This window comes from Sphingomonas sp. CFBP 13733, assembly GCF_014841795.1.
Classification (GTDB): Bacteria; Pseudomonadota; Alphaproteobacteria; order Sphingomonadales; family Sphingomonadaceae; genus Sphingomonas; species Sphingomonas aerolata.
This window is the reverse complement of the sequence record NZ_JACYUP010000007.1, coordinates 118940-140136: the sequence shown is the minus strand read 5'-3', so window position 1 is coordinate 140136 and position 21197 is coordinate 118940. Positions and strand designations below refer to the sequence as shown.

The 21197-nt window shown below is 59.8% G+C and carries 23 protein-coding genes; 10 read left to right on the top strand and 13 right to left on the bottom strand.

Going from position 1 to position 21197, the window contains the following annotated elements; genetic code table 11:
- Together IFT71_RS21230 and IFT71_RS18565 are read right to left on the bottom strand one after the other, a co-directional pair.
- Positions 1-245, bottom strand: a 245-nt coding sequence (locus tag IFT71_RS21230) for a hypothetical protein (protein ID WP_206757460.1), incomplete at its 3' end; no start/stop codon positions are given.
- A 163-nt stretch (positions 246-408) separates the two neighbouring features.
- The gene (locus IFT71_RS18565) at positions 409-1059 is read right to left on the bottom strand and encodes a LolA family protein (RefSeq protein WP_192142782.1); all 651 of its coding nucleotides are present in this window, start codon (positions 1057-1059) and stop codon (positions 409-411) included.
- Positions 1060-1930: 871 nt separating this feature from the next.
- Between IFT71_RS18565 and IFT71_RS18560 the strand changes: the two genes are divergently transcribed.
- Complete coding sequence (locus IFT71_RS18560; protein ID WP_192100104.1) at positions 1931-2464, top strand: GNAT family N-acetyltransferase; 534 nt, start codon at positions 1931-1933, stop codon at positions 2462-2464.
- 114 nt (positions 2465-2578) lie between these two features.
- Here the strand turns inward: IFT71_RS18560 and IFT71_RS18555 are convergent, their stop codons facing one another.
- The gene (locus tag IFT71_RS18555) at positions 2579-3502 is read right to left on the bottom strand and encodes a CPBP family intramembrane glutamic endopeptidase (RefSeq protein WP_192142780.1); all 924 of its coding nucleotides are present in this window, start codon (positions 3500-3502) and stop codon (positions 2579-2581) included.
- Between the two features lie 253 nt (positions 3503-3755).
- Between IFT71_RS18555 and IFT71_RS18550 the strand changes: the two genes are divergently transcribed.
- Positions 3756-4712, top strand: a complete 957-nt coding sequence (locus IFT71_RS18550) for a hypothetical protein (protein ID WP_192142778.1) — start codon at positions 3756-3758, stop codon at positions 4710-4712.
- 63 nt (positions 4713-4775) lie between these two features.
- Positions 4776-5348 (top strand): hypothetical protein, encoded by a 573-nt coding sequence (locus IFT71_RS18545; protein ID WP_192100098.1) that lies wholly within the window; start codon positions 4776-4778, stop codon positions 5346-5348.
- Positions 5349-5420: 72 nt separating this feature from the next.
- Here the strand turns inward: IFT71_RS18545 and IFT71_RS18540 are convergent, their stop codons facing one another.
- Together IFT71_RS18540 and IFT71_RS18535 are read right to left on the bottom strand one after the other, a co-directional pair.
- A complete protein-coding gene (locus IFT71_RS18540; RefSeq protein ID WP_192100096.1) occupies positions 5421-6092 on the bottom strand; it encodes a GNAT family N-acetyltransferase in 672 nt (223 codons plus the stop codon).
- Between the two features lie 125 nt (positions 6093-6217).
- Positions 6218-6997: an SDR family oxidoreductase gene (locus IFT71_RS18535; RefSeq protein WP_192142776.1), complete on the bottom strand. Its 780-nt coding sequence runs from the start codon at positions 6995-6997 to the stop codon at positions 6218-6220.
- A 307-nt stretch (positions 6998-7304) separates the two neighbouring features.
- On the opposite strand from IFT71_RS18535, the gene IFT71_RS18530 reads away from it, so the two are divergent.
- On the top strand, positions 7305-7676 hold the full coding sequence (locus tag IFT71_RS18530) for a hypothetical protein (RefSeq protein WP_192142774.1): 372 nt from the start codon (positions 7305-7307) through the stop codon (positions 7674-7676).
- 56 nt (positions 7677-7732) lie between these two features.
- Here IFT71_RS18530 and IFT71_RS18525 read toward each other — a convergent pair whose 3' ends face one another.
- Complete coding sequence (locus IFT71_RS18525) at positions 7733-8428, bottom strand: aspartate/glutamate racemase family protein (RefSeq protein ID WP_192142772.1); 696 nt, start codon at positions 8426-8428, stop codon at positions 7733-7735.
- 225 nt (positions 8429-8653) lie between these two features.
- On the opposite strand from IFT71_RS18525, the gene IFT71_RS18520 reads away from it, so the two are divergent.
- Complete coding sequence (locus IFT71_RS18520; protein WP_192142770.1) at positions 8654-9649, top strand: alpha/beta hydrolase; 996 nt, start codon at positions 8654-8656, stop codon at positions 9647-9649.
- 128 nt (positions 9650-9777) lie between these two features.
- Here IFT71_RS18520 and IFT71_RS18515 read toward each other — a convergent pair whose 3' ends face one another.
- The 3 genes from IFT71_RS18515 to IFT71_RS18505 all read right to left on the bottom strand — a co-directional run bounded on the left by IFT71_RS18515 (position 9778) and on the right by IFT71_RS18505 (position 10729).
- Positions 9778-9942: a hypothetical protein gene (locus tag IFT71_RS18515; protein ID WP_192142768.1), complete on the bottom strand. Its 165-nt coding sequence runs from the start codon at positions 9940-9942 to the stop codon at positions 9778-9780.
- A 113-nt stretch (positions 9943-10055) separates the two neighbouring features.
- Positions 10056-10481, bottom strand: a complete 426-nt coding sequence (locus IFT71_RS18510) for a type II toxin-antitoxin system VapC family toxin (protein ID WP_192142766.1) — start codon at positions 10479-10481, stop codon at positions 10056-10058.
- Positions 10481-10729 carry a type II toxin-antitoxin system Phd/YefM family antitoxin gene (locus IFT71_RS18505; protein ID WP_192099723.1) on the bottom strand — a complete coding sequence of 83 codons (249 nt, stop codon included), beginning with the start codon at positions 10727-10729 and terminating at the stop codon, positions 10481-10483. Before IFT71_RS18505 ends, IFT71_RS18510 begins: the two co-directional genes overlap by 1 nt.
- Positions 10730-10864: 135 nt before the next feature.
- On the opposite strand from IFT71_RS18505, the gene IFT71_RS18500 reads away from it, so the two are divergent.
- On the top strand, positions 10865-11158 hold the full coding sequence (locus IFT71_RS18500; RefSeq protein WP_192142764.1) for a hypothetical protein: 294 nt from the start codon (positions 10865-10867) through the stop codon (positions 11156-11158).
- A gap of 209 nt (positions 11159-11367) precedes the next feature.
- On the opposite strand, the gene IFT71_RS18495 is transcribed toward IFT71_RS18500, so the two are convergent.
- Complete coding sequence (locus IFT71_RS18495; RefSeq protein WP_192099697.1) at positions 11368-11562, bottom strand: hypothetical protein; 195 nt, start codon at positions 11560-11562, stop codon at positions 11368-11370.
- Positions 11563-11816: 254 nt separating this feature from the next.
- Entirely contained in the window at positions 11817-12245 is a 429-nt protein-coding gene (locus IFT71_RS18490) for a hypothetical protein (RefSeq protein WP_192099698.1), read from the bottom strand.
- Positions 12246-12567: 322 nt separating this feature from the next.
- On the opposite strand from IFT71_RS18490, the gene IFT71_RS18485 reads away from it, so the two are divergent.
- Positions 12568-13101, top strand: a complete 534-nt coding sequence (locus IFT71_RS18485) for a hypothetical protein (RefSeq protein WP_192142762.1) — start codon at positions 12568-12570, stop codon at positions 13099-13101.
- A 211-nt stretch (positions 13102-13312) separates the two neighbouring features.
- Here the strand turns inward: IFT71_RS18485 and IFT71_RS18480 are convergent, their stop codons facing one another.
- Positions 13313-14512 (bottom strand): hypothetical protein, encoded by a 1200-nt coding sequence (locus IFT71_RS18480; protein ID WP_192071698.1) that lies wholly within the window; start codon positions 14510-14512, stop codon positions 13313-13315.
- A complete protein-coding gene (locus tag IFT71_RS18475; RefSeq protein WP_082451767.1) occupies positions 14509-15552 on the bottom strand; it encodes a LacI family DNA-binding transcriptional regulator in 1044 nt (347 codons plus the stop codon). Before IFT71_RS18475 ends, IFT71_RS18480 begins: the two co-directional genes overlap by 4 nt.
- Before the next feature lie 109 nt (positions 15553-15661).
- Between IFT71_RS18475 and IFT71_RS18470 the strand changes: the two genes are divergently transcribed.
- The 3 genes from IFT71_RS18470 (at position 15662) to IFT71_RS18460 (ending at position 21129) form a co-directional block, all read left to right on the top strand.
- Positions 15662-17287, top strand: a complete 1626-nt coding sequence (locus IFT71_RS18470) for a sulfatase family protein (protein ID WP_197976225.1) — start codon at positions 15662-15664, stop codon at positions 17285-17287.
- A gap of 81 nt (positions 17288-17368) precedes the next feature.
- Complete coding sequence (locus IFT71_RS18465; protein WP_192142760.1) at positions 17369-20179, top strand: TonB-dependent receptor; 2811 nt, start codon at positions 17369-17371, stop codon at positions 20177-20179.
- Between the two features lie 29 nt (positions 20180-20208).
- Positions 20209-21129: a formylglycine-generating enzyme family protein gene (locus tag IFT71_RS18460; protein ID WP_244655039.1), complete on the top strand. Its 921-nt coding sequence runs from the start codon at positions 20209-20211 to the stop codon at positions 21127-21129.
- The last annotated feature ends 68 nt before the right edge of the window (positions 21130-21197 follow it).

The following is a 21197-nucleotide window of genomic DNA, read 5'->3' as shown; positions in this document are numbered from 1 at the left end:
GTCTTCTTCTCTGCCTTCGCGCTCGCGGCCACCGTCATCTTCTGGCTATGACCAATGAGTCCTGACCCTAACCAACGATTCCCGAAAACGGCCCCGGCAAGAATGTGCAAGGTCGGCAGCTTATTGAGCGGACCGGCGAGAGCATGTTCGGAATCGTACGCTAAGCAGCCTTTGCGGCACATAGATCGCGTGACGGGTTGCGTGACATGGATCGCCCACGATCGAACAGGACCAGCGATCGTCACGCAAACCCTCGTTTGCGGGCGTCCCGTTTCTCCATGTCCAACGGACAATTTCGGGACAATTCATTTGGGAACAGGTTTCGGGAAAGCCGGTCGGCCGTGACGTAGGCAATCGGCCAAACCTACCCGGCTGTCTCGCTGAAAGTTCCTTTTCGAGAACGTCGTGTCAGCGGCTTCTCGGACGCGGATCATTCCAAGTGAACGCCTTATCGCTCACCACACCGTTTAGACGTTGGCCCGTTAGGTGGACTGTCGTGCGATTGCCTTGGGTATCTAAAACGGTCCAACCTTCCAGCATCAGCCCAGCCGGCGATGTTTGGGATCGTGAAAACGAAAACGTGAATGTCCCACTTTCAGGATGCTTGGGATCGCGGACCTCAAGCACCACCTTGTCGCGGTTGGTCAACGGCGACAACCGAGCGACCCGAGATAGATCCTTGCTTGGGTCAGGCAGCGCTGAAAGCGGCGAACTGCTGACAGGTACGCGCAATACCTGACGAACCTTGTAGTCGATCATTATGAGCGAGTTACCGTCTCCAACGACAAGCAAAGGTACGCCGCTTTGATACTGGAAGCGGACTTTTCCCGGCCGCTTGAGCGTAAGTTCGCCAGCCAGTGAACGGCCATTGCGATTGACCTGCGTAAACTGCGCTGTCATCGTATCAACGGCACGCAAATGCTGCTGCGCCTGTACCATCGGAGAAAATTGGGCCAAGGCCAGCACTGGCGCTGCAAGTGGAATGCCTAGCGCGAACGCGCAGGCGGCTTTGCTTAGAAGAAAACCTGCACGTCGTAACCCCCACGAGCTTGCGGGCATTTAATTCTTTGCCTTTTTACCTGCGGTAGTCAGGCTGGCGGGACCCGTTAGCTTATCCGAAGGTGACAAATAGCAAACTACACCGAACGGAGTTGTATTGCAATGCTTCGTTGGTTTTTGCGACGCTTGCTTACGGCAAGTCACACCAAATGGTGTTGTTGTACAACCTTTAGCCTCAACCGGTGCCTGAGTGGGTGCAAGGGCGAGGGCGGCAAATAGTACGAGCACAGGCATCACCTTCAATACGAACCCTACGTGATCCGTTTTTACGGGCCATCGCAGCAAGTGAGGGATTTACGGAGCATCATATTAACGAAGGCGGTACTGCCTGCAATGACGAACCCGCGATCGGTGCCGGCGGGCAGGAGCGGTGCGTGCTTCCCAAATCCCGATCCCTTGCGGGATCGCTCCGGCCGTGACAACTAAAGGGGATAGGCATCGGCGAGCATGCTTATGTTGCGCCTCACGATCGTCGGTGACATCGTAAGACCGATGGGACCCTCAAAGACAGCTTCGCGCGTTGGGGTTTCAGTTGGCTTGGCTGTTCTGATGGTCGGTATCGGGAGCTTTGGCTTCGGTCCGCGTGGGCTTACGATAGGCGTGGTAGCAACGTTTCTCATGCTCGCTTGGCGGCACGACAACAGCGCCGGGTTGCTCTTCCCAATCGCGATGCTCATCGTCATCACGATCGCCGTCTTGCTGTTGCTGATGTACTTGATGGCTAGAATGCACTCGTAATCGAATGAACGCCGCGGTGGTTTTCTCCCGATCCGGCAGTTCACGATATTCGATCCTAATAGGAAAACTTTCCCCGTCTCGATCGCTGTGGGAAAGGTCGTTTTCGGCGGAGCCGGCAAGCTAGGCGTGGATGATGATCGCAACCAGTGAACCGCCGTCGGTCCTCACAGAGCATAATGCCGGTGACGTTGCTGACCTATATGCCCGGTGCACCGACTACTTCATGTTGCAGGACGGGGAGCCGACGACGCTGGCGAACGCGATTGATTTGTTCCGCGGTGTTCCCGATGAAACGAGTTCGGCCGATCAGACCGTTATGGGCTGGCGGGGTGAAAACGGCCTGATAGCCGTGGGCGCCATCTTGCGTGACTACCCAAGCGATGGCGTCTGGTATCTCGGATTCATGATCGTTGATCCAGCCGCAAGAGGGCAAGGCATCGGCCGATCGATTTATAACACGATCGAGCAGTGGGCAGCGGCTCGCGGAGCACAGGAACTAAGGCTTGCCGTCCTTGAGGCGAACGAGGCGGCGGACAGGTTCTGGCGGTCACTGGGCTATAGAGAGCTTCGGCGTGTCGGTCCCAACACGTTCAAGTCGCGTAGCCATCATCGCATCGAACTATGCCGGCCCTTGGGCAGCAATCTAGCAGCTTCGCTCGCCCAGTAGCATCGCCATTCCCATTTCCCGATCAATTTCGAGAACGCCTGCTTCGTCTCGCTGGCCGTTCGTTTTATGAAGACCGGGTCGGCCCCGCAGCCGCCTCCAACCGTGAAGGCAGTGTCAGCGAGTTGTCGGAGTCGAGAATGTCGGGCTGTCCGAACGTTCGCAGGTCGGGACGGCGACCCGCTGAATGATTGCGAACAGGACGATCAAAACCGGAAGAACGAGCAAACTGGCTTCCGGTCCGGTGGTGCCCCCCGTCAGCAATGGCGAGCCGTCGAGGGTGGCGGACAGCAGGCTGGCTAGGGGTTTGCCCCCGCTGTTGTGAAACCCGAAGACGAAGCTCTGGCTGAAATTCCACGAGGCGTGAAAGCCGAGCGCGAACCAGAGGGAACCCGTCTTTAGCAGGCTGTACGATAGTGCCAGGCCGAGCAGTCCTGCGGCGATGATGCCGAGCACCGTCTCGCCTTCGTTTCCGATGTGCCCGTACATGAACCATGCGCTGCTCAAGACGGCGGTCGGCCAAAACGAGATCGCACGGCAAATCTGCACGAAGGCGTAGCCGCGATGCAGACCTTCCTCACCTGCTGCTTGAGCCAGCCACAATATCGCGGACATCAACAAGCCCGAAATCGCCGATGATATGGTCGGGGTGGCGATGCCGAACGTGACAGCACCCAACAGCCACATCAAACCTGCCATAACCGCGAGTAGTATGAGGCCGGTCGCAAGCCCACAAACTGTGAGCCTCATTGCGCTGCCGAATGCCCATGCCGAGAGTTGGAACGGCTCTTTGAAGATTCGGAGAACCAGCGCGGTCGGTGCAATAACCAACCCAAGCAGCAATAACACTGCCCTCGCCGTACCTGTCGCCGTGCCGCCTTGCGCGAGTTGAAGAAGGGATGCGCCGAGAAGGCCCCTCGCCACAGCCGAGACGAGAAGCGCGCCGACAAATGCCAGGGCTAGATAGCTGATTGCCTTTCCAACGGCGCTTAGCCTTGATCGGGAACCCGATCGAGTTGCAAAGAACGATTTGGTCGTCATCGATCCTCCTGACGCGCTGCGCAATCTTCGTGTGTTGCTGCGCCACCACACATGCGGTCAACCAGGCATTTCGACGGCACCTTGCTTTCCCGATATTCGATCCCTCTCGGAATGCTCCGGCTGTCTCGATCGCCGTTCCTATTCGTGAGCTAGCGGATGGCCGCCTAAAAGCGGCCATAGAATTCATCGATGAAGAGCTCCGAGCCCGTGGCCACAGGACCCATCGCTAAAAAGTAGAGGCGCATCGCTTACTATGAGAAGAAAATGGGCGGTTTTTGCCCCGATCGCGGTAGGCACGCTTGCGCCTACCGTCATGGCAAGCGAGGCGGGGCATGTCATCGACGTACCGCCAAATGGGAAGTTGCAGATTTCGGTAAACGGCCAAACCGTAGACACCTTTTCCGGCTCTGGAATGCCGTCAGTGCTGTCGCTGAGACGCTCCGTCGCCTTGGGCCTGTTTGGTCCCAATGCAGAGCAAGAACGAGCCAAGGCCGCGCGGCGCTTCCAGTTGATATCTGTATCTCGGAATCCGGATAACAAGGTCGGTCCGATTCTGGTCAAAGGCTACACGCAGAACGCCGATCTGACCGTTGGCTCCCATACAAGCAGAGTGGCCACAAAATGGTCGCAGGCAGATGCGTATGATTTTGCGGACGGGCTGGCGGGACCCTATGCGCTGCCGGCACCTGTAGTGCGATATCGTTTGCGGGAGGCGAATGGGGCGGAACGTACAAGCTCAATTCCTCTGCTGCCCGACACTTGGTGGGTCGCTGCAACGTCCAAGATGATCGGGGGTAAGTCGATCAAGTTCGCGTTCGCGCCTCAGTTTGCCACCACCGTTGCCAGCGCTGCTGCCGGAGGCGCCATTAGTGAGGAACTTGACGGAGCCCTTAGTGGTACGCCGCAGCGAGTTATGATCTCGCACGGCGTCGAACGTCCGGCTCGCGTGATGCGATTGAGCCGAACGCTGGATTTAGGGCCGGTCAGCATTGATCGGCTGTTGGTACGCACCGCTGATTTCGGAAGCGCCAACTCCATACGAGACGAGGAACCTGATCCGTCTGAGATAACCGACGACATTGTCGTCAACGGGGAGCGCAAGCCATCTCGGGCAGCATACATCGTCTATGTTGGTGCCGACGTACTTCGCGGTTGCACGTCAATCACGTACGACAAGCCTCGGCATCTCATTCATTTGATGTGTAAATGAGGTCGACCGTCCAGCAACATGTTGGGCGTCCCTAAGCGGGCCTGTAATAAACAAGGATATGCGATGATCGTAGCAGCGCTTGCTCTTGCCGCACTGGCTCCCGCCGATGGCGCGAGCCAGTGCCAATATGATCGATCCGCCATGTTGGCGCTCGATCTTCCCGCGTTCGATCAGGATATGAATGGGGGATGGCGGACGCTCGAAGCAAAAGGCTGTGCCAAGGAAGCTGCTGATCTGATCCGGGTCTGGCGGGAGGCGCATGGAAGCATGGGACCTGCCGATACCCTCCTCTCATGGCATGAGGGCCAGCTACGGGCCGACGTTGGCCAGTATGCTGACGCTATCAGGCTTTTCCAAACGGGAAGGCATCCCGCAGCAGACGATGCGAAGTGGGGATGGAACTTCTACGTGGACGGAAGCATCGCGTTCCTTCGAGGAGATCGCCGGAAGCTGGAAGCTGCTCGTGCGAAACTCGCAGCTCTGCCCCGTCCGGCCGAGCTAAAGGACCCGGTCGGCCCGGACGGCAAACCAAGAGCGGTTCGCTGGCCGATGAACATTCGCGTTCTCGATGGCTTCCTCCACTGCTGGGGGCAGAGCTACAAGGTCGCATATCGCTGTCCCGTGCCGACCCCCTGATGCAAGAAGGGGCACTTGCGGAGACACCCGCCGCTTTCCCATTTTTCGATCCCAATGAGAAAGCGCCCTCCCTCAGGTGTCTGGCGACAATGGTTTGAACGCGACGCCATCCGTGTCGAAATTGCTTTCACTAAGCCATATCTCGAACAGTGTGCGTCGTGCCGGCCATTCTGGCTCCAGAATAGAGAACCAGGCCGTATCGCGCCGGCGACCCTTTACGATCCAGTCACCGCGCCACGTTCCTTCGTAGGTGAAGCCGAACCGACGCGCAGCACGCTTGGATGCCGCATTCAGGTCGTTGCACCGCCATACGACACGAAAGTAGCCGAGTGTGAAAGCGTGCTGCATCAACAGGAAAATGGCCTCCGTGGCGGCGCGGGTGCGTTGCAGCCCGGGCGAAAACCAAACGCTCCCTATTTCGATTGCAGCGTCGGCGGGCGCGATGTTGCAGAACGACACCCATCCTTCAGCTTTGCAGCTAGATGCTGGAACAACGGCGAAGAAGGGTTGCCGTTCAAGGCCGCTGATCCGCGTGATATGCGCGGCCATGTCGTCCTTTGTTGGGAAGGGCCCGTACTTCAGATAGGCCCACGATACGTCTGCCGCCTGACCTGCCTCCCAAAGATCATCGACGTGCCGCGCGGAGAGCGGTTCGAGCGTGACGGCTACGCCGTTGTGGCATTGAAACCCCGGCAGAAGACAGGTGGCTTCGGGGACGAGCGGGCCGAGCGGAACAGCGGTCATGCCACCTCATGGCCGGGCAGCATGGTCGTAGCAACACGCTTCCAAACGGGGGATGGCGCATCGTTTCGCATTTCTCGATCGCTGATGGCAGCAACGGGCGTGATCGACCACGCCCGTTGCTGCCATCAGCCGGGTGAAGCGGCAGAACCGGCCAGTAGCCCACCGTCGATGCTCATCTCCGTCCCTGTGACGTAGGTCGCTTCATCGGAGGCCAGCATTACCGCAATAGCCGCGACTTCATCGGGCATCCCGAACCGCTTGAGAGGCGTGTCCGCTACTACCGCCTGCATCTTGGCGTCCCGATCGGGACCGGTGCCCAGCATCGGCTCCCAGATCGGCGTGAGGATAGCGGCCGGGTGGACCGAGTTGCAGCGAATCTTCCAGCCCTGTTGTGCGCAGTAGAGCGCGACCGTCTTGCTGTGGTTGCGGATCGCCGCCTTGGACGAGGCATACGCCGCAGCGGCGGGGATGCCGACTAGTCCCGAGCGGGAGGATATGTTGATAATCGAACCGGCCCCCGCAGCCTTCATCGCGCCGATCGCGTAGCGACAGCCGAGGAACGTCCCGTCGAGGTTGACCCGGTGAACCTCACGCCAGTCCGCTAAGCTGGCGTGTTCCGGGTCGTGCGGTGTCATGCCCGCTTCGAACCCCGTCACGCCAGCATTGTTGACGACCACGTCGGCTACGGGAACGATACCAGCCAACCGCAACCAGTCAGCTTCCTCGCGCACATCAAGCGGTTCGAACAGACACCCGATTTCAGCCGCTGTTGCCGCTCCCGTTGCTTCATCGATGTCGGTGACGATGACGACCGCACCTTCGTTATGGAAGCGTGCTGCGATTGCGCGGCCGATACCACGCGCAGCGCCGGTGACGACGCACGTCTTGTTATTCAGTCTTTGCATGATGTTCTCGAAAACAGAGTCCAGTCGGCGGATTACTCCGCTGGCGTATGCTTTGCCGCTTTAGCGGTGACGCTGGGTCATTTCGAAAGACTCCCGAGAACGTGACGGCGCTACGTCAACGATCAATCGGCTGCAATTCCTAAAATTAGATAGAGTTTCGGGAATGCCCGCGACATTCCGCTTCGCGACCTGACATGAATTCCTGATATCTGCACCTTTGTCAGGGCCTCCGGCAATTACGTTTGCCAAGCAATCAAGCATTTACCGTTCACGCGCTACCTCAAGGGGCGATAGATCAGGAGCAGGTATGAACAAGGCTTATTTAGGGGCGACGCTGCTCGTTTTAGCGGGCTGTGCGTCTGCTAGCGCTTCTGCGATCAATCCTTCAGACGATCTACACTGCGCTGTTGTGATCCGGACATTGCAAAGGAACGCCGACCAGCTTGGAGCCAATGCTCCCGCCAGAAAGGGGCTTTATGTGCTTCAGACCTGGTACTTCTCAAAGATAAAACGAGAGCGTCTTGGTGAGGCTCAAGGTGTTGTTGAGGCTATAAAAAAGTACCCGGCAGAAGTATCTTCCGCAGGTAAACATTGCTCGGATCGGGCGTTCAGTGATCCCGGGTTCTCCCGCTGGAAATCGTTCGCTTCGGACGATTACGATCGAAAGGCGATGCGGTAGATCGCTCCCCCTCAAGCATGCATTCCTGAGATTTCATCATTCCGGGGAGCGCGCGGTCAGCTAGCCAGAGCCATATCGATCGCCGCTGCCGCATGGAGGGCGGTTGTGTTGAAGATCGGCACCTGGCTGTCTTCCGGCCGAACCAGCAGCATGATTTCGGTGCATCCCAAGATCACGGCCTGCGCTCCGCTCTCAACGAGGCGGGCAATGACCGCGCGGTAAGCTTCCCGCGATGCCCGCGAGATTTTACCAGCAACCAACTCCTCATAAATGATACGATGAACGGTAGCGCGGTCATCGTCGTCCGGCACGACGACGTTGAGACCATGCTGGGCGGTAAGCCTTCCCTTGTAGAAGGCGTGTTCCATCGTAAACGCGGTGCCGAGCAGTTCGACCTTCTTAAAGCCGGCCGCCTTGATGCGTTCGGTCGTAGGATCGGCGATATGGAGCAGGGGAATATCTACCGCGGCCTGAACGTCGGCCGCCATGCGGTGCATGGTGTTGGTGCAGATTAGCAGCATGTCCGCCCCCGCCGCTTCGAGGCGTCGTGCCGCATCGATCATCCGCGTCGTCAGACCCAGCCAATCGCCCTTGTGCTGCAAATCCTCGATTTCCGCGAAATTGTGCGACCACAGGAGGCAGCGGGCAGATGCGGTCGGGCCGAGCCGGTCTCGCACGCCCTCGTTGATAATGCGGTAGTATTCGGCAGAACTTTCCCAGCTCATGCCACCGATCAGGCCAATCGTCTTCATGCCCTAGCATCCCCCGCTTTCATGTACCGTCTAATCACCACATATGAGTTGCGAAAACCCCCTCACGTTCTCATTTTTCGATCCCAATGAGAATGTCCCGGCCATCCCCATGCCCTTCCCATTCGGGGAGCGACCAGTTGCGCGATGAGCTTGGCCCGCTAACCTCCACTTCTGCAATCGCCTGATCCCACAGGAAGGTTGCTTCCTCAAAGCAGGAGATATGGTTTGTCGCGGTTCCGGTTCGTCGTGCCCTCTCTCCTTGCAATCAGCATCGCCGGTACGGCCTACGGGCAGATCAGCAAGGCCGACAATTTGCCTGCCAAGGTTGTTCTCGCCAAAAATGAGCGGGCGGGCACATGGCAGGCCCCTGAGGAGGGGGTTCAGGCGCCGCTCTGGCCTGCGAGCACGCCTCTCGCCAAACCGGACTCCGGCGATCGGCCTGAGGGGACCGGTAATGGGACGGGACTTGTGGGAGGAAGTAAATGGCATTGGGCGAGCTATGTCACCCGGCCCACAATGACCCTCTATCGACCGAAAGGGCGTAATGTCGGCACCGCAATACTGGTCCTGCCGGGCGGCGGATTTGAAGTCATAGCGACTGATTTAGAGGGCACCGAAATCTGCGAGTGGGTGGTGCAACAAGGTATGACCTGTGCGGTGCTGAAATATCGGGTGCCGCAAGCGTGGCCTCAGGGCCAGCGGCCGAAGGTGCTGTTGGGTTTGGAGGACGCACAGCGGGCGATGGGGCTTTTGAGGGAGCAGGCAGCATCCCACGGGTTCGATCCGCATAAAGTCGGTGTAATCGGCTTTTCAGCGGGTGCTTATTTGGCAGCGAACATGAGCAACACGGATGAGCGCACCTATCCGCTGACGGATGCGGCTGACCAGCAATCGCCCCGGCCAGACTTTGCGATCGTCGCCTACACGGCGCGTATGCTGAACGACAGCAAGGGCAGGAACAGCCTCGAACTTCAGCCATGGGTGACAATCAGCCCGAAAGCACCGCCCACGTTTATCCTTCACGCAATGAACGACCCTACGGACCCAATCCGGCAACCTATGGCCTATGCCTTGGCACTCAGTGATGCCGGGGTGCCGGTTGATATGCGGCTTTATGCCAAGGGGGGGCACGCTTTCGGAATGCGGCCCACGGCTGATCCGATTTCGCGGGAATGGCCCGGACAGGTCAAGCAATGGCTGCATAACATCGGCATGTTATGACCGAGAGGGAGCGGTAAGCGGCAGCTTACCGGCTGGATAGATCAGTAGGTACTTTCCCGAAACTCGATCCCAATCGGGACGGTCGGAGCGCTTAGCGTACGATTCCGAACATCCTCTTGCCGGTCCCCTTATTGAGTGGACCGGGCCTCGATCGCCTCCTGAAGGAGAAACGCCGAAACGCTTCCGCCTTGGTCTTCGCGATCCAGAAGGGCGAGCGCCATCTCCATCAGGTTCAGCGGGACATCCACCGGCTGCCGATCGGCAGAAGGGGAGTCCGGAAGTGCATCAGTCATCCAACCTCCAATACCTTGATCGAGATTAGACGGGGTATGATGAACGATTCCGAAATCGTGCGCTGGATCTGCGTCGCAACCTTTTGATTTTGCGCATATCGACGTCGTGTTGCTCAGTCGGCGAAGGTCCAGGGGTCAAGGAGTGTCACGCCGGTTCCCGCAAAGTCGGCGAGGTTCCTGGTAACAACCGTCAGATCGTGCGCGAGCCCCGTTGCCGCGATCCACGCGTCGCGCTCGCTTTTGGTTTCCGGGACGTGCAGCCGCGCGCAGCGCACCGCGATCGCCGTGTCCACAGGCAGGACGCGACCGGTAAACGCCGGCATAACCTTCTCGTGAAGCCAGAGCCGTAGCACGCCCGCCTGTCTAGAATCGCGTCGTTCGAGTAGCGCAATGCCGAGCTCGACTTCCATGATCGTAATGACTGAAAGGTACATGTCGGCTTGATCGACGCTGCTCGCCCATGCTTCCACAGCTGGATTGATCTTTCCGCTGCGGCGCTTGCGCAGTTCGGAGAGGACGTTGGTATCGAGTAGGTACATCAGTCGAATACTGCCGGCCGCGGGAAGGATTGCGGTCGCGTGAAGTCGACCTCGATATCGCCGACCTCGTCCATGTCCAGCGCGTCGAGGATGTTGCCGGGGGGTGCCTTTAGCCGCTCATATTCAGCAAACGGCATCACCGCGATGATCGGCCGACCGCGCTCGGTGATGATGACGGGACCGTCCACGGCAGCGCGCTTTATGCGCCCCGGTTCGCGATTAAAGTCGCGACTGGAAAAAGTTTGCATTTCTGGTTGACCTTGTTTGTCGTGACATACAGACATTGCCGCAGGTGGCGGAATTGTCAATGTTCGTCATGCGGCCATGAAACCAGGCGCGTGACGGTCGGAGCAAGTCCGAGGCCTCACCCGAAGGAGAATATGATGAAGGTCCAGGACATGATGCGGGGGTACGATTACGACCTGCCGCTGCTCGACGTGCTGAAGAACAATGAGAAGGACGACAACGGCGATCCGCAGATATCGGTCGATCGCAGAGTGCTTGCAGGCGCCACGGTCGGCATCGGCCTCGACGTTGCCTATCTCGCGATCACGGAGTTGCAGGAGGCGTTTACCGCGCTCGCGAGCGACGTTCGCAACACGACGGGATACGGAGAAGGCTACAAGGATATCGAGGAGATCCTGCGCGACAAGAACCCGTACCAGATGCGCCTTTAGTATCTGCTGTACGACACGCCGATCGAGCAGGCGATCACCGAGTTGGCCTGGCTGCAGAGCTTGACGTATCGTCGTGGCCGGATGTGCAACGTGATGCGTGAGCAGAAGCTACCGGTGCTGTACGCGACGAACGCTGAACTGTGTGAAGGCTGCACGGCTGCGCAGATCATAACCAATGTATCGAGCGCAGGCTGACAATCGACGCCCGGTCAGGCGACCAGGGCAAGAAGACTCTCCGGGTGATGTGGCCGGCACCGGGAGACGCGGAAGGGCTGGATGGGATTGTCGGTGCGGACCACGAACTGGTTGACCCCGGTATTCTCGCGAAGCTGAATGGCGACGGCGTAAACGTTCTCGAATGACGCGAGCGAGCTGCGGCGAGCCGAAAGTGCAATGACGGTCATGTTGATGTCCCTTCGGGGTTGATGTCCTTCGGGTGAAGTCCTTCGGGTGGTGTGCCGTATGGCGAGTGGAACGGCCGGAACGGCTCGTTCATGGAAAATTGAGGATGAACCGTATAACGGGGGTGGTGGACCGGAATCGTCGCTAATGCGTTGAGCCTGTCGATCTACCGTTTCGACGGGGGATCCTTCGATCGACGGGGTCGGGACCGCTGCTATCGGTTCCGGCCCCATTATCGTTTCAGCGCGTGAGGGCGTTAGCGCAACTCGGACAAGAGCCGCTGCGCAGCTGGGTAAATCTCTTCTTCCTCACGCCTGGTTAGCCGTTCGAGTGCAGCATGAAGCCGGCGTGCGCTGGCGGTATATCCTGACCAATCGGCTTGAACGGCTCGAGCATGCCAGTCGCCGATATGGGCAGAATATGCCAAGCGAAGATCACGCGTTTCCGCGGCGATATCGGCGAAAGCTGGGATCTGTGTCGTAAGCCTGCGCGCCCGCAAGGGCGCATGCAACTCTTCCTCTTCGGTCTTGAGGTGCTTTGCAATCAGTCGGGCTAGCGTTGTACGTGCAGTTCCGAGCTGCGGTACAGCGTCCTCGAAAGAGCCCGCAAACAGTTTGGTGAGCTCGGCAACGGCTGACAGGATTTCGTCATGCTGCTGCTTCAGCAGCGCGATCTTAAATTGCACCAGGGCGTCCTCGGGAGTGCGGCACACGAGAATGCCCAACATGCAAAGTCGGTTGCCCTCGGCCCGAACTTTAAGCTAACCACGGTGTCAAAAATGCAGATAAGCGTTTGATTTAACATAAGACTTATTATCGGCCTTGCGTTTCTGTGTCTAGCCGCAGCTGGCTTGTGCTCGATCATCTGCGAGCGTTGCTGAGGCCAGCGGACGACCGAAATCCAGTCCACACGTCGCGACAGCTAATCCAGACAAATCGCCGACGGTCGCGCCGGGCAGATGCGGCAGGATGAACCCACCCCAGAACAGCAGCACGCAGGAAACGCCAGTGCTAAAACGGAACAAGGGCAATCCGCCGAGTGTCACTGCAATAAGGCTCGCCGGGCTGGCACAACCAAGCGAGCCGTCAGCTACCAATCCCCCAACACCGCGCTTTTGCTATGGCCACCGCCCCTTTGAGACATTAGAAAATATGCAAGATCAATGGGGGACTGATAATGAATTATACCTTCCGTTTCTGTTTGCTGGCGCGGTACTTGCAATGTCAGCACCTGTCGCCGCTGCGCAGGGTAATTACTCTGCTGCACTGAGGACGATCTCAACTAGAACGGCTACCGGTACCTGCCCCTCGGACATGATGCAGCCAAAACTTCTCAAGGCGTGCAAACAGCAGATATCTAAAATCGGTCCTCCGCTGACAAAAAAGGGACCGATCAAGAAACTGACTCTCCTGAAAGCGGATCTGGCGGGCGGCCGCGAGGAGACTTACGTGGTGACGTTTGAGAAAGGCACGCCGCAGACTTGGCTTATTGGTGGACTTAAGGACGGAAGGTTTTCAGGGCTTTACTCAGACGACGAATAGCGGGAACCTCGGAAATTCAGATCTACAAGAATAAGCAGAACGGCGGCTTCACGGCTAAATAGACCCACAAACAGACGCTTAGGAAGTCTTGTTCCCTCCTTGAAATCAGACGCCCGTTCAGGTTGACGCCGTGACGCTAAGCACTCGAGCAGACCGCCGCCTCGCTGTCCGCTATCGGTTCCAAGCTGTTACCATAGAAGGCCGATCTGCCTCAGGATTTGCGCGGGATCAAGAAACTGCCCGCCACCACTACCGCACCGGCAAGGATCCAGCATAGCGTTCTATATCCATGCTGGGGCACTATGGCCGTGCCAAGAGCGGCAACCGCAACCGCCGGTAACGTGTTTGCGAGATTCAGCAAACCTAGTCCTTTCCCGCTGGCCAACCCGACAGGTAGCCGGAGCATCGAATATCCCGAGTGAAGCGAGAGACTGATCGCTGCGGAGCTTGCGAACACGAGGTATCCTAATACTGCAGATACCAAGTCGCTTTGTATCGCCATGATTACCAACCCGCTCGCCATGACGGCGATCATTGCCAACAGCACCACGCGGTGGCAGCCGTACTGGTCGGACACTCGCCCCAGGAACAACGCGGCGGGCGGTGCGATGAGGGCGGCGATCAAAGTCAGTTGCGCGATCGCGGCTGGCAGGACTTGCCCAACAGTTTCAGCAAAATAATAGATGAGAAAGAAAAAGACTGCCTTGCTCGCAATTTGTAAGAGCAAGCGGACCAGCCATAACAGCATGAAACTTTGCGCTTCGGCGGGTTCCCCCACAGTCGTTGGCGATTGCTGAGGCCCCCTCTGCACCGGGTACCGTTGTTGAAGAGCGTAGGGTAAAACAAGTATCGTGATCATGGCCGCGATCCAGAGCAGTCCGCGCTCAACCGACATGCCAGGCAACGTAGTGACCACGCTGACCAGTGCACCGGCGGGCGCGCCGATGCACAGTACGCCCCCTAACAGTCCCTTGTCATGAACAGGCACCTCGTCCGCCGCGGTTGCGACCAGCGCCGACAACAAGAGGTTCAGCACGAGTTGAAAGCCGAAAAGCGCCAAGAGCAATTCCGTAGGCGTGCTGGCCAGTGCAAGCATGACATAGCTAAGTAGAACCCCAACCAGTCCCGCTAAGATCAACCATCGCCGCCCGCCGCCCCGCGCCACGACACGGTCGCCGACGAGCCCCCAACCTAAATTGGCAAACCCCGCAGTCACCCCGCCCAGAAGGACCGCCTTACTGAGCAATATCGGATCGGGATGCCCGCCGATCCCGATGATCTTGAGTGGCAGCAGGAACGAAAGAAATGGCTGATAGGCGATCGTCGCACCGGCCCATGCAAGACCGTGCCAGCCGAGATAGGCGCGACGATAGGGGCGAACGGCGTCACAGCCTTGCCATGCTTTGGTCACGGATTTGGCGCCGGACCGCTGGTCTCTCTCTCTATGATCTCATACGGGATTTGCTGGTGCAAGGGCACGTCACCGGCTCCCGCGGAGGGCCTAAGCGATCCTTCGACCAATAGCGCGATCGCGGCGCTACCCATTTCGTGAACCGGCTGGCGCACAGTGGACAAAGCCGGCCATACCGCGTTGGCGATTACATCGTCGTCGAACCCGAATACCGACAACTGGCTCGGCATTGCCAGCCCCAGCTTGTGCGCGGCCACCAGGATACCTGCCGCCATTTCGTCGTTGCTGGCAAATACGGCGGTTGGCACATCCTTGCCTGACAGCAATTCCTGCCCTGCCTCAAACCCCGAGCGAAATTTGTAATCGCCCTCGACCACCGTCGCACGTGCTTCAGGGAATTTGGCGACGGCATCTCGAAAACCGGCGAGGCGGCGGGTTGTCGTGGTGCGCCCCCCCGCGCCAGTCAGGAATGCCACGTGGCGGTGCCCCCATTTCAGCAGCCGCTCTGTGACCTCCCGTGCCGCGCTGCGATCGTCGATCGCGACCGAAGGATAGTTGGGGGAGATGTCACCCGGCGCGATGCTGCATGTCGGTAGCGCCAGTTCGGCCAGCGTCGCCAAGATAACGGGATCGTCACCCAGCGGCGGAGCCAGGATCATGGCATCAAGGTTGGACTGAATGACCAGTTGCCGTACCCATCTCGCGCGCTCGTCAGATGTTCCGACCGAGCATGCCTCAACGACAAGATGATATCCTTCCTGCCGAGCGCGTTCACTGGCACCCATGATCAGGCCGGACACGAACGTCGCAATCGGCGGAAAGTGGAGCAGGCCGATCAGGTACGAACGATCGCTGGCCGCGCTACGTGGCGCGGTGATCGGTCGGTATCCCAGTTCCGCCACCGCGCGTTCTACCCGCTCCCGGGTTGCCGCCGCCACTGGCTCGTGACGAATGACGCGCGATGCCGTCTTGATCGATACGCCCGCAGCCGCGGCAATGTCCGCAAGGGTTGACCGCTTTGGTCGACTGGACTGCGTCACGGTACCCCGCTTCCTCTACTTGCACCGACAATATTGTCGAATACGAATTGGCCTGTTAGGGATGCGGGGCAGACACGCATCGGTCAATGCTTGAGCGGGGGGACGGCGTATGAAAACCGGTACATGCACTTGGCGCACGGTGCGCAGCGCAAGTATTTTAGTGCTGGCGATGATCCACGTGCCGGCCCATGCTCGCCCATCAGGACCGGCGGTGGTACGCGCCGCGAAAGAAGCACCGGCGGCGCGCCATCCGAACATAATTTTTATCCTGACGGATGATCAGCGTTACGACGAACTCGGGTTCGTGAACCGCGAGATCCGCACCCCGGTGCTCGACCGAATGGCACGGGACGGCGTCCATCTGAAGAACGCCTTCGTCACGTCATCGCTATGTTCGCCCAGTCGGGCGACCATCCTGACCGGCGAGTACATGCACGACCACGGCATCGTCGACAACAATGCCGGCGACGAGAGCGGCCAGATCTACTTCCCGCAATATCTGCAGAAAGCGGGGTATCAAACCGCGTTCTTCGGCAAATGGCATATGGGCGCACTGAACGACGACCCGCGCCCCGGCTTCGATCGCTGGGTGAGTTTCGAAGGTCAGGGTGTCTATTGGCCAAGACTGGCTGATGGCAGCACCGCACAGTTGAACGTCGATGGGCGGCACGTACCGCAAAAGGGCTATATCACCGACGAATTGACTAATTACGCGCTCGACTGGCTTAAGCAGCGCGACGCAAAGAAACCGTTCTTCCTGTACCTTTCGCACAAGGCGCTGCATGCCGATTTCCAACCGGCGACGCGGCACAAAGAGTTGTACAGGAATACTCCGATCGCCTTGCCGGCAACGTATGACGAGACAAAGTCACCAGACAGCGACGGCAAGCCCCGTTGGGTGCATAACCAGCGCAACAGCTGGCATGGCGTCGAATTTCCCTATCATTCAACACTCGATCTCAAGGAATACAAACGCCGATATCATCAGACGCTGGCCGCTGTTGATGAATCCACCGGCCGATTGCTCGACCATCTCCGCAAGAACGGGCTGCTCGACAATACCGTCGTCATGTTCATGGGCGACAATGGGTTCATGTTCGGCGAACATGGGCTGATCGACAAGCGCAACGCGTATGAGGAATCGATGCGCGTTCCGCTGATCGCCTACGGCCCGGGTGTGATCCAGCGCGGCAAGACGGTGACGGACATGGTCGCCAATCTGGACATCGCGCCGACGATCCTCGATCTGGCCGGCGTCGCGCGCCCCGCGCAATTCTCCGGCGTGAGCTTCGTACCGCAGCTTGAAGGGCAAGCCCCTGCCCGCCCGTGGCGAAGTTCGCTGCTTTACGAATATTACTGGGAATATAACTATCCGCAGACCCCCACCACCTTCGCGCTGCGCGGGGACCGGTACAAGCTGATCCAGTATCACGGCGTCTGGGACACCGAGGAGCTTTACGACATTCAGGCCGATCCGCAGGAAACCCGGAACCTGATCGCGTCAAAGGATCTGCAGCCAGTCGTAACGGCGATGCGCCGCGACTTGTTCGGGCAACTGAATGCACGCGGCGGCGGTCATCACGTGAACTTTACCGAACGCCTTGGCGAAGGATCTACCTTCCGCCGTCGCGATGGATCCACCGCAGCCCAGTTTCCCCAGCGCTGGCTGCGCAACGGTAAAGAAGCCGATCTAACCGACGCAACCAAGACAGAAGGCGGCCGGCGAACGCAATGACAATATTGTCATAGCGGTTCGACCACGGTATGGGCCTCCCCAGCATACGGCGAACAGCCGGTGGATAAGGGGGATGTCATCATGAGTGGTTCGACACTGAAACGCCGTTTGCGGGCTGCAATGGGGACAGGCGCGGCGGTATCGGCGCTGATCGCCGGTCCGGCGTTCGCACAGGAGGCAACAGTCGCCGCGCAGCAGCAGCCGGCCGCCGAAGCCGAAATCGTCGTCACCGGTATCCGGGCCAGCCTGGCCAGCGCCATCAACGAAAAGCGCGCGTCGGACACGATCGTCGACGTCATCAATGCGCAGGACGTCGGCAAGCTTCCCGACCAGAACCTGGCCGAAGTGCTGGAGAATGTCAGCGGCGTGCAGATCGACCGTTCGCAGGGTGTCGGCAGCAACGTGTCGATCCGCGGGTCGAACCAGAACCTCGTTTTGATCAACGGGCGCGCGACAACCCCGTCGGGCGATGCGCGCGGCGGCATCAGCTTCGACGACCTGCCCGCCGAACTGATCGCCTCGGTCAGCGTGACCAAGGTCGCGACCGCCGATCAGATCGAAGGGTCGGTCGGCGGCATCGTCGACCTGCGCACCTATCGCGGGCTTGGCTTGCGCAAGCCGATCGCCTCGATCCGCGCGGACATGGAATATGCGGAGAATGCCGACGCGTTCAATCCGCGCGTGTCCGCTGTGTTTGGGCGTACGTTCGAAACCGGCATCGGTGACATCGGGGTCGTCGTCTCAGGGGCATATGGCGAACAGTCGGTTCGCGAGGATGTGCTCAACGTACGCTATGCCGCGCGCACCGGCGTCGACCTCGACGGGGATGGCACCGCCGACCCCTATCTGCGGCCCAATTATGCACAGCAATTCTTCTCGACCCGGGATCGCCGCAACGCATCGGCCAGCGGCTCAGTCGAATGGCAGGCGGCCAGCAACTTGAAGCTGTTCCTCGACGGTACCTATGTCGACCAGCGAATCGTCGGCAACGAGGCCGGCGTGTTCATCCAGCAGACCGCCGATGTCGCCGAGCTGGCATTCCCCGGCGACCGCGTGATCGAAAGCCGCGACGCGAGCGGCTTCAGCTATGACCAGCTGGTCAGCGGCAAGATCGGCGGCACCCAGTTTCGGCCACAGAACAACAGCCCGTTGCGCGACACCCGGTCCTATCTTGCCGCCGGCGGCGCCGAATGGGAATTCGGCGCCCTGACGATCAGGGCGGAGGCAAGCGGCGCCGGATCCGACACGACCGACGCCAATTTCCAGCTGGTCAGCCAGTACAACAATCCGGCGAGCGCCAATTTCGGCAACGCCAACGGCCGGATCAGCCCGCCCTTCCTGTTCGATATCACCGGCAAAGCCCTGTTCTTCGCTCCGGATACGTCGAGCCCGTTGTTCGCGAACATCGGCAACCCCGCCTATTACCAGACGTTCATCGGTCGCGACAACGCCAGCTATTTTCGCAACGTCGAGAATGCCCAGCGTCTGGACCTGGAATGGAAGGCCGATCTCGGCCCGATCCGATCGATCCAGGCCGGCGCGCGGTTCAACCAGACCGATTCCCGCCGCCGTCGCACGACCCAGGCGTCGCGCCAGTTCCCCGGCATCACCGCCGCCAGCCGGCCGGACTTGTATGCGACAGCCCCGACCGACTTCTTCGACTTTACCGGCGACCAGTATCTGGGTGGCTTCGTCGTGCCGTCGGGCCTGCTGACCCGGAACCCCGGCGACGTCCGCCAGGCGCTGGGGCTGGCGGCCGTGCCGCCCGAGGATCTGAGCGCGCGTTTCCGCGTGAAGGAAGAGAGCTACGCGGGCTATCTGCGCGTGAATCTCGACACGCAGATCGGCTCCATCGGCCTGCGCGGCAACGCCGGCGTGCGCGTCGTACGCACCAGCCAGACGGCATCGGGCGTCACGCTGGCGAACGGCGTCGCAGGCGACCTCGATGTTCGGCAGAATTATACCTACTGGCTCCCCAACGCGATCCTGACCGCCGAGCCGGTTCAGTCGGTGCTGGTGCGGGCGTCCTATGGCCGCTCGCTGCGGCGGCCGGACTTCGGCCAGTTGTCGCCGACCGTGCAGTTCCCGCTGCTCGACGTCTATGTCAGCGCCGGCAACCCCAATCTGCGACCGCAGACGGTCGATCAATATGACGCCGCGGTCGAGTGGTACTTCGATCGGAACAGCCTGTTGTCGGTCGGCGGCTTCTACAAGAAGTACCAGAACCTGGTGACGACGGTCGCGGTCGTACCCACGCTGATCAATCCGGCGCGCGGGCCGTTCGATCCGAACAACTGCGCAACGGGGATTTTCAACCCGGTGTCGATCGACCAATCCGGTGCGGTCGGCGAATGCGTCGGCATCAACCAGCCGGTAAATGCGGGCGGCGCGACGCTCAAGGGGCTGGAGGTCAATTTCCAGCACAGCTTCACCTATCTGCCCGAAGGACTCGACGGCCTGGGAATCATCGCCAACTACACCTATCAGGACGGCAAGCGCGAGACGACGTTCACCGTGCCGGGGTTCGCGACAGGCGGGGTCGCCCAGCAGTTCGAACTGCCGCTGCGCGACCTTTCGAAAAACAATTACAACCTGACGCTGTTCTACGAGAAATACGGCATCAATGCGCGCGTCCGCTACACCTTTCGCGACCCGTTCCTGCGCGTCGAGGCGGTCGATCTGACCAACAACCTGCCCCTGTACCAGGACGAACGCAGCCAGTTGAACGCAACTGTATCGGTCGACATCAACCCGCAATTCGCAATCACCTTCTCGGGCGTCAACCTCACCAATCAGCCCAATCGCGAGCGGGCGATATTCATCGATGGGCCGATCGGGCAGGAACGGATTGCCGATCGCCGCTACGCAATCGGCTTGCGTGGCAAGTTCTGACGCGCGAGCAACCTTGAAGGCGAAACGCGATGACCGACATTGCCGACCCGGATCCGATGATGACCGTGCCGTCGGGCGTGTTCTGGATGGGCGCGGAGGATCACTACCCGGAAGAAGGTCCGGTGCGCCCGGTGGAAGTCGACGCGTTCCGCATCGACCGGCATCCGGTGACCAACCGACAATTCGCGCGGTTCGTTGCCGCCACCGGCTATGTAACGGTTGCCGAGCGTCCGCTCGATCCGGCGGACTATCCCGGCGTCGGCGCAGATCGGCTCGTGCCCGGGGCGCTGGTATTCCGTGCTCCCCGCGGTGGGGCATCCGCTCGGAACGTAGGTGACTGGTGGGTCTATGTACCGGATGCACAGTGGCGCCGGCCCGAGGCAGCGACCACGGTATTTGCCGGCCGCCTTGATCATCCCGTCACCTGCGTCACCCATGAGGATGCGGCCGCGTATGCCGCCTGGGCTGGCAAACGGCTGCCGACCGAGGCGGAATGGGAATGCGCGGCACGCGGCGGTATCGAGAAAGCCACGTACGCCTGGGGCAATGAGATGATGCCAGGCGGCAAGCGCATGGCCAATATCTGGATGGGCGAGTTCCCGCACGGCGATCGCCGTCCCAAGGGACATCGCACCACCCGCGTCGGCAGCTTCCCGTGCAACGGCTATGGTCTGGTCGACATGATCGGCAACGTCTGGGAATGGACCAGCGACTGGTATCGAACGGATTGCCACACGCGTCCCGCCTCCTCGTGCTGCCTGGCGCCGGACGATAGCTACGACCCCGAACAGCCGCACATCCGTATTCCAAGCCGCGTTCTGAAAGGCGGCTCGTTCCTGTGCGCGCCGAATTACTGTGCGCGATATCGGCCGGCAGCGCGGCAGGCGCAAATGGTCGACACCGCATCGGTCCATATCGGGTTCAGGTGCGCGGTCGATGCTGACTCCTAGGAACGCATGACGCACGTCTGTTGAAAAACTTCATCTTCCGAAAGGACCCAAAAGACGACACTCAAGCC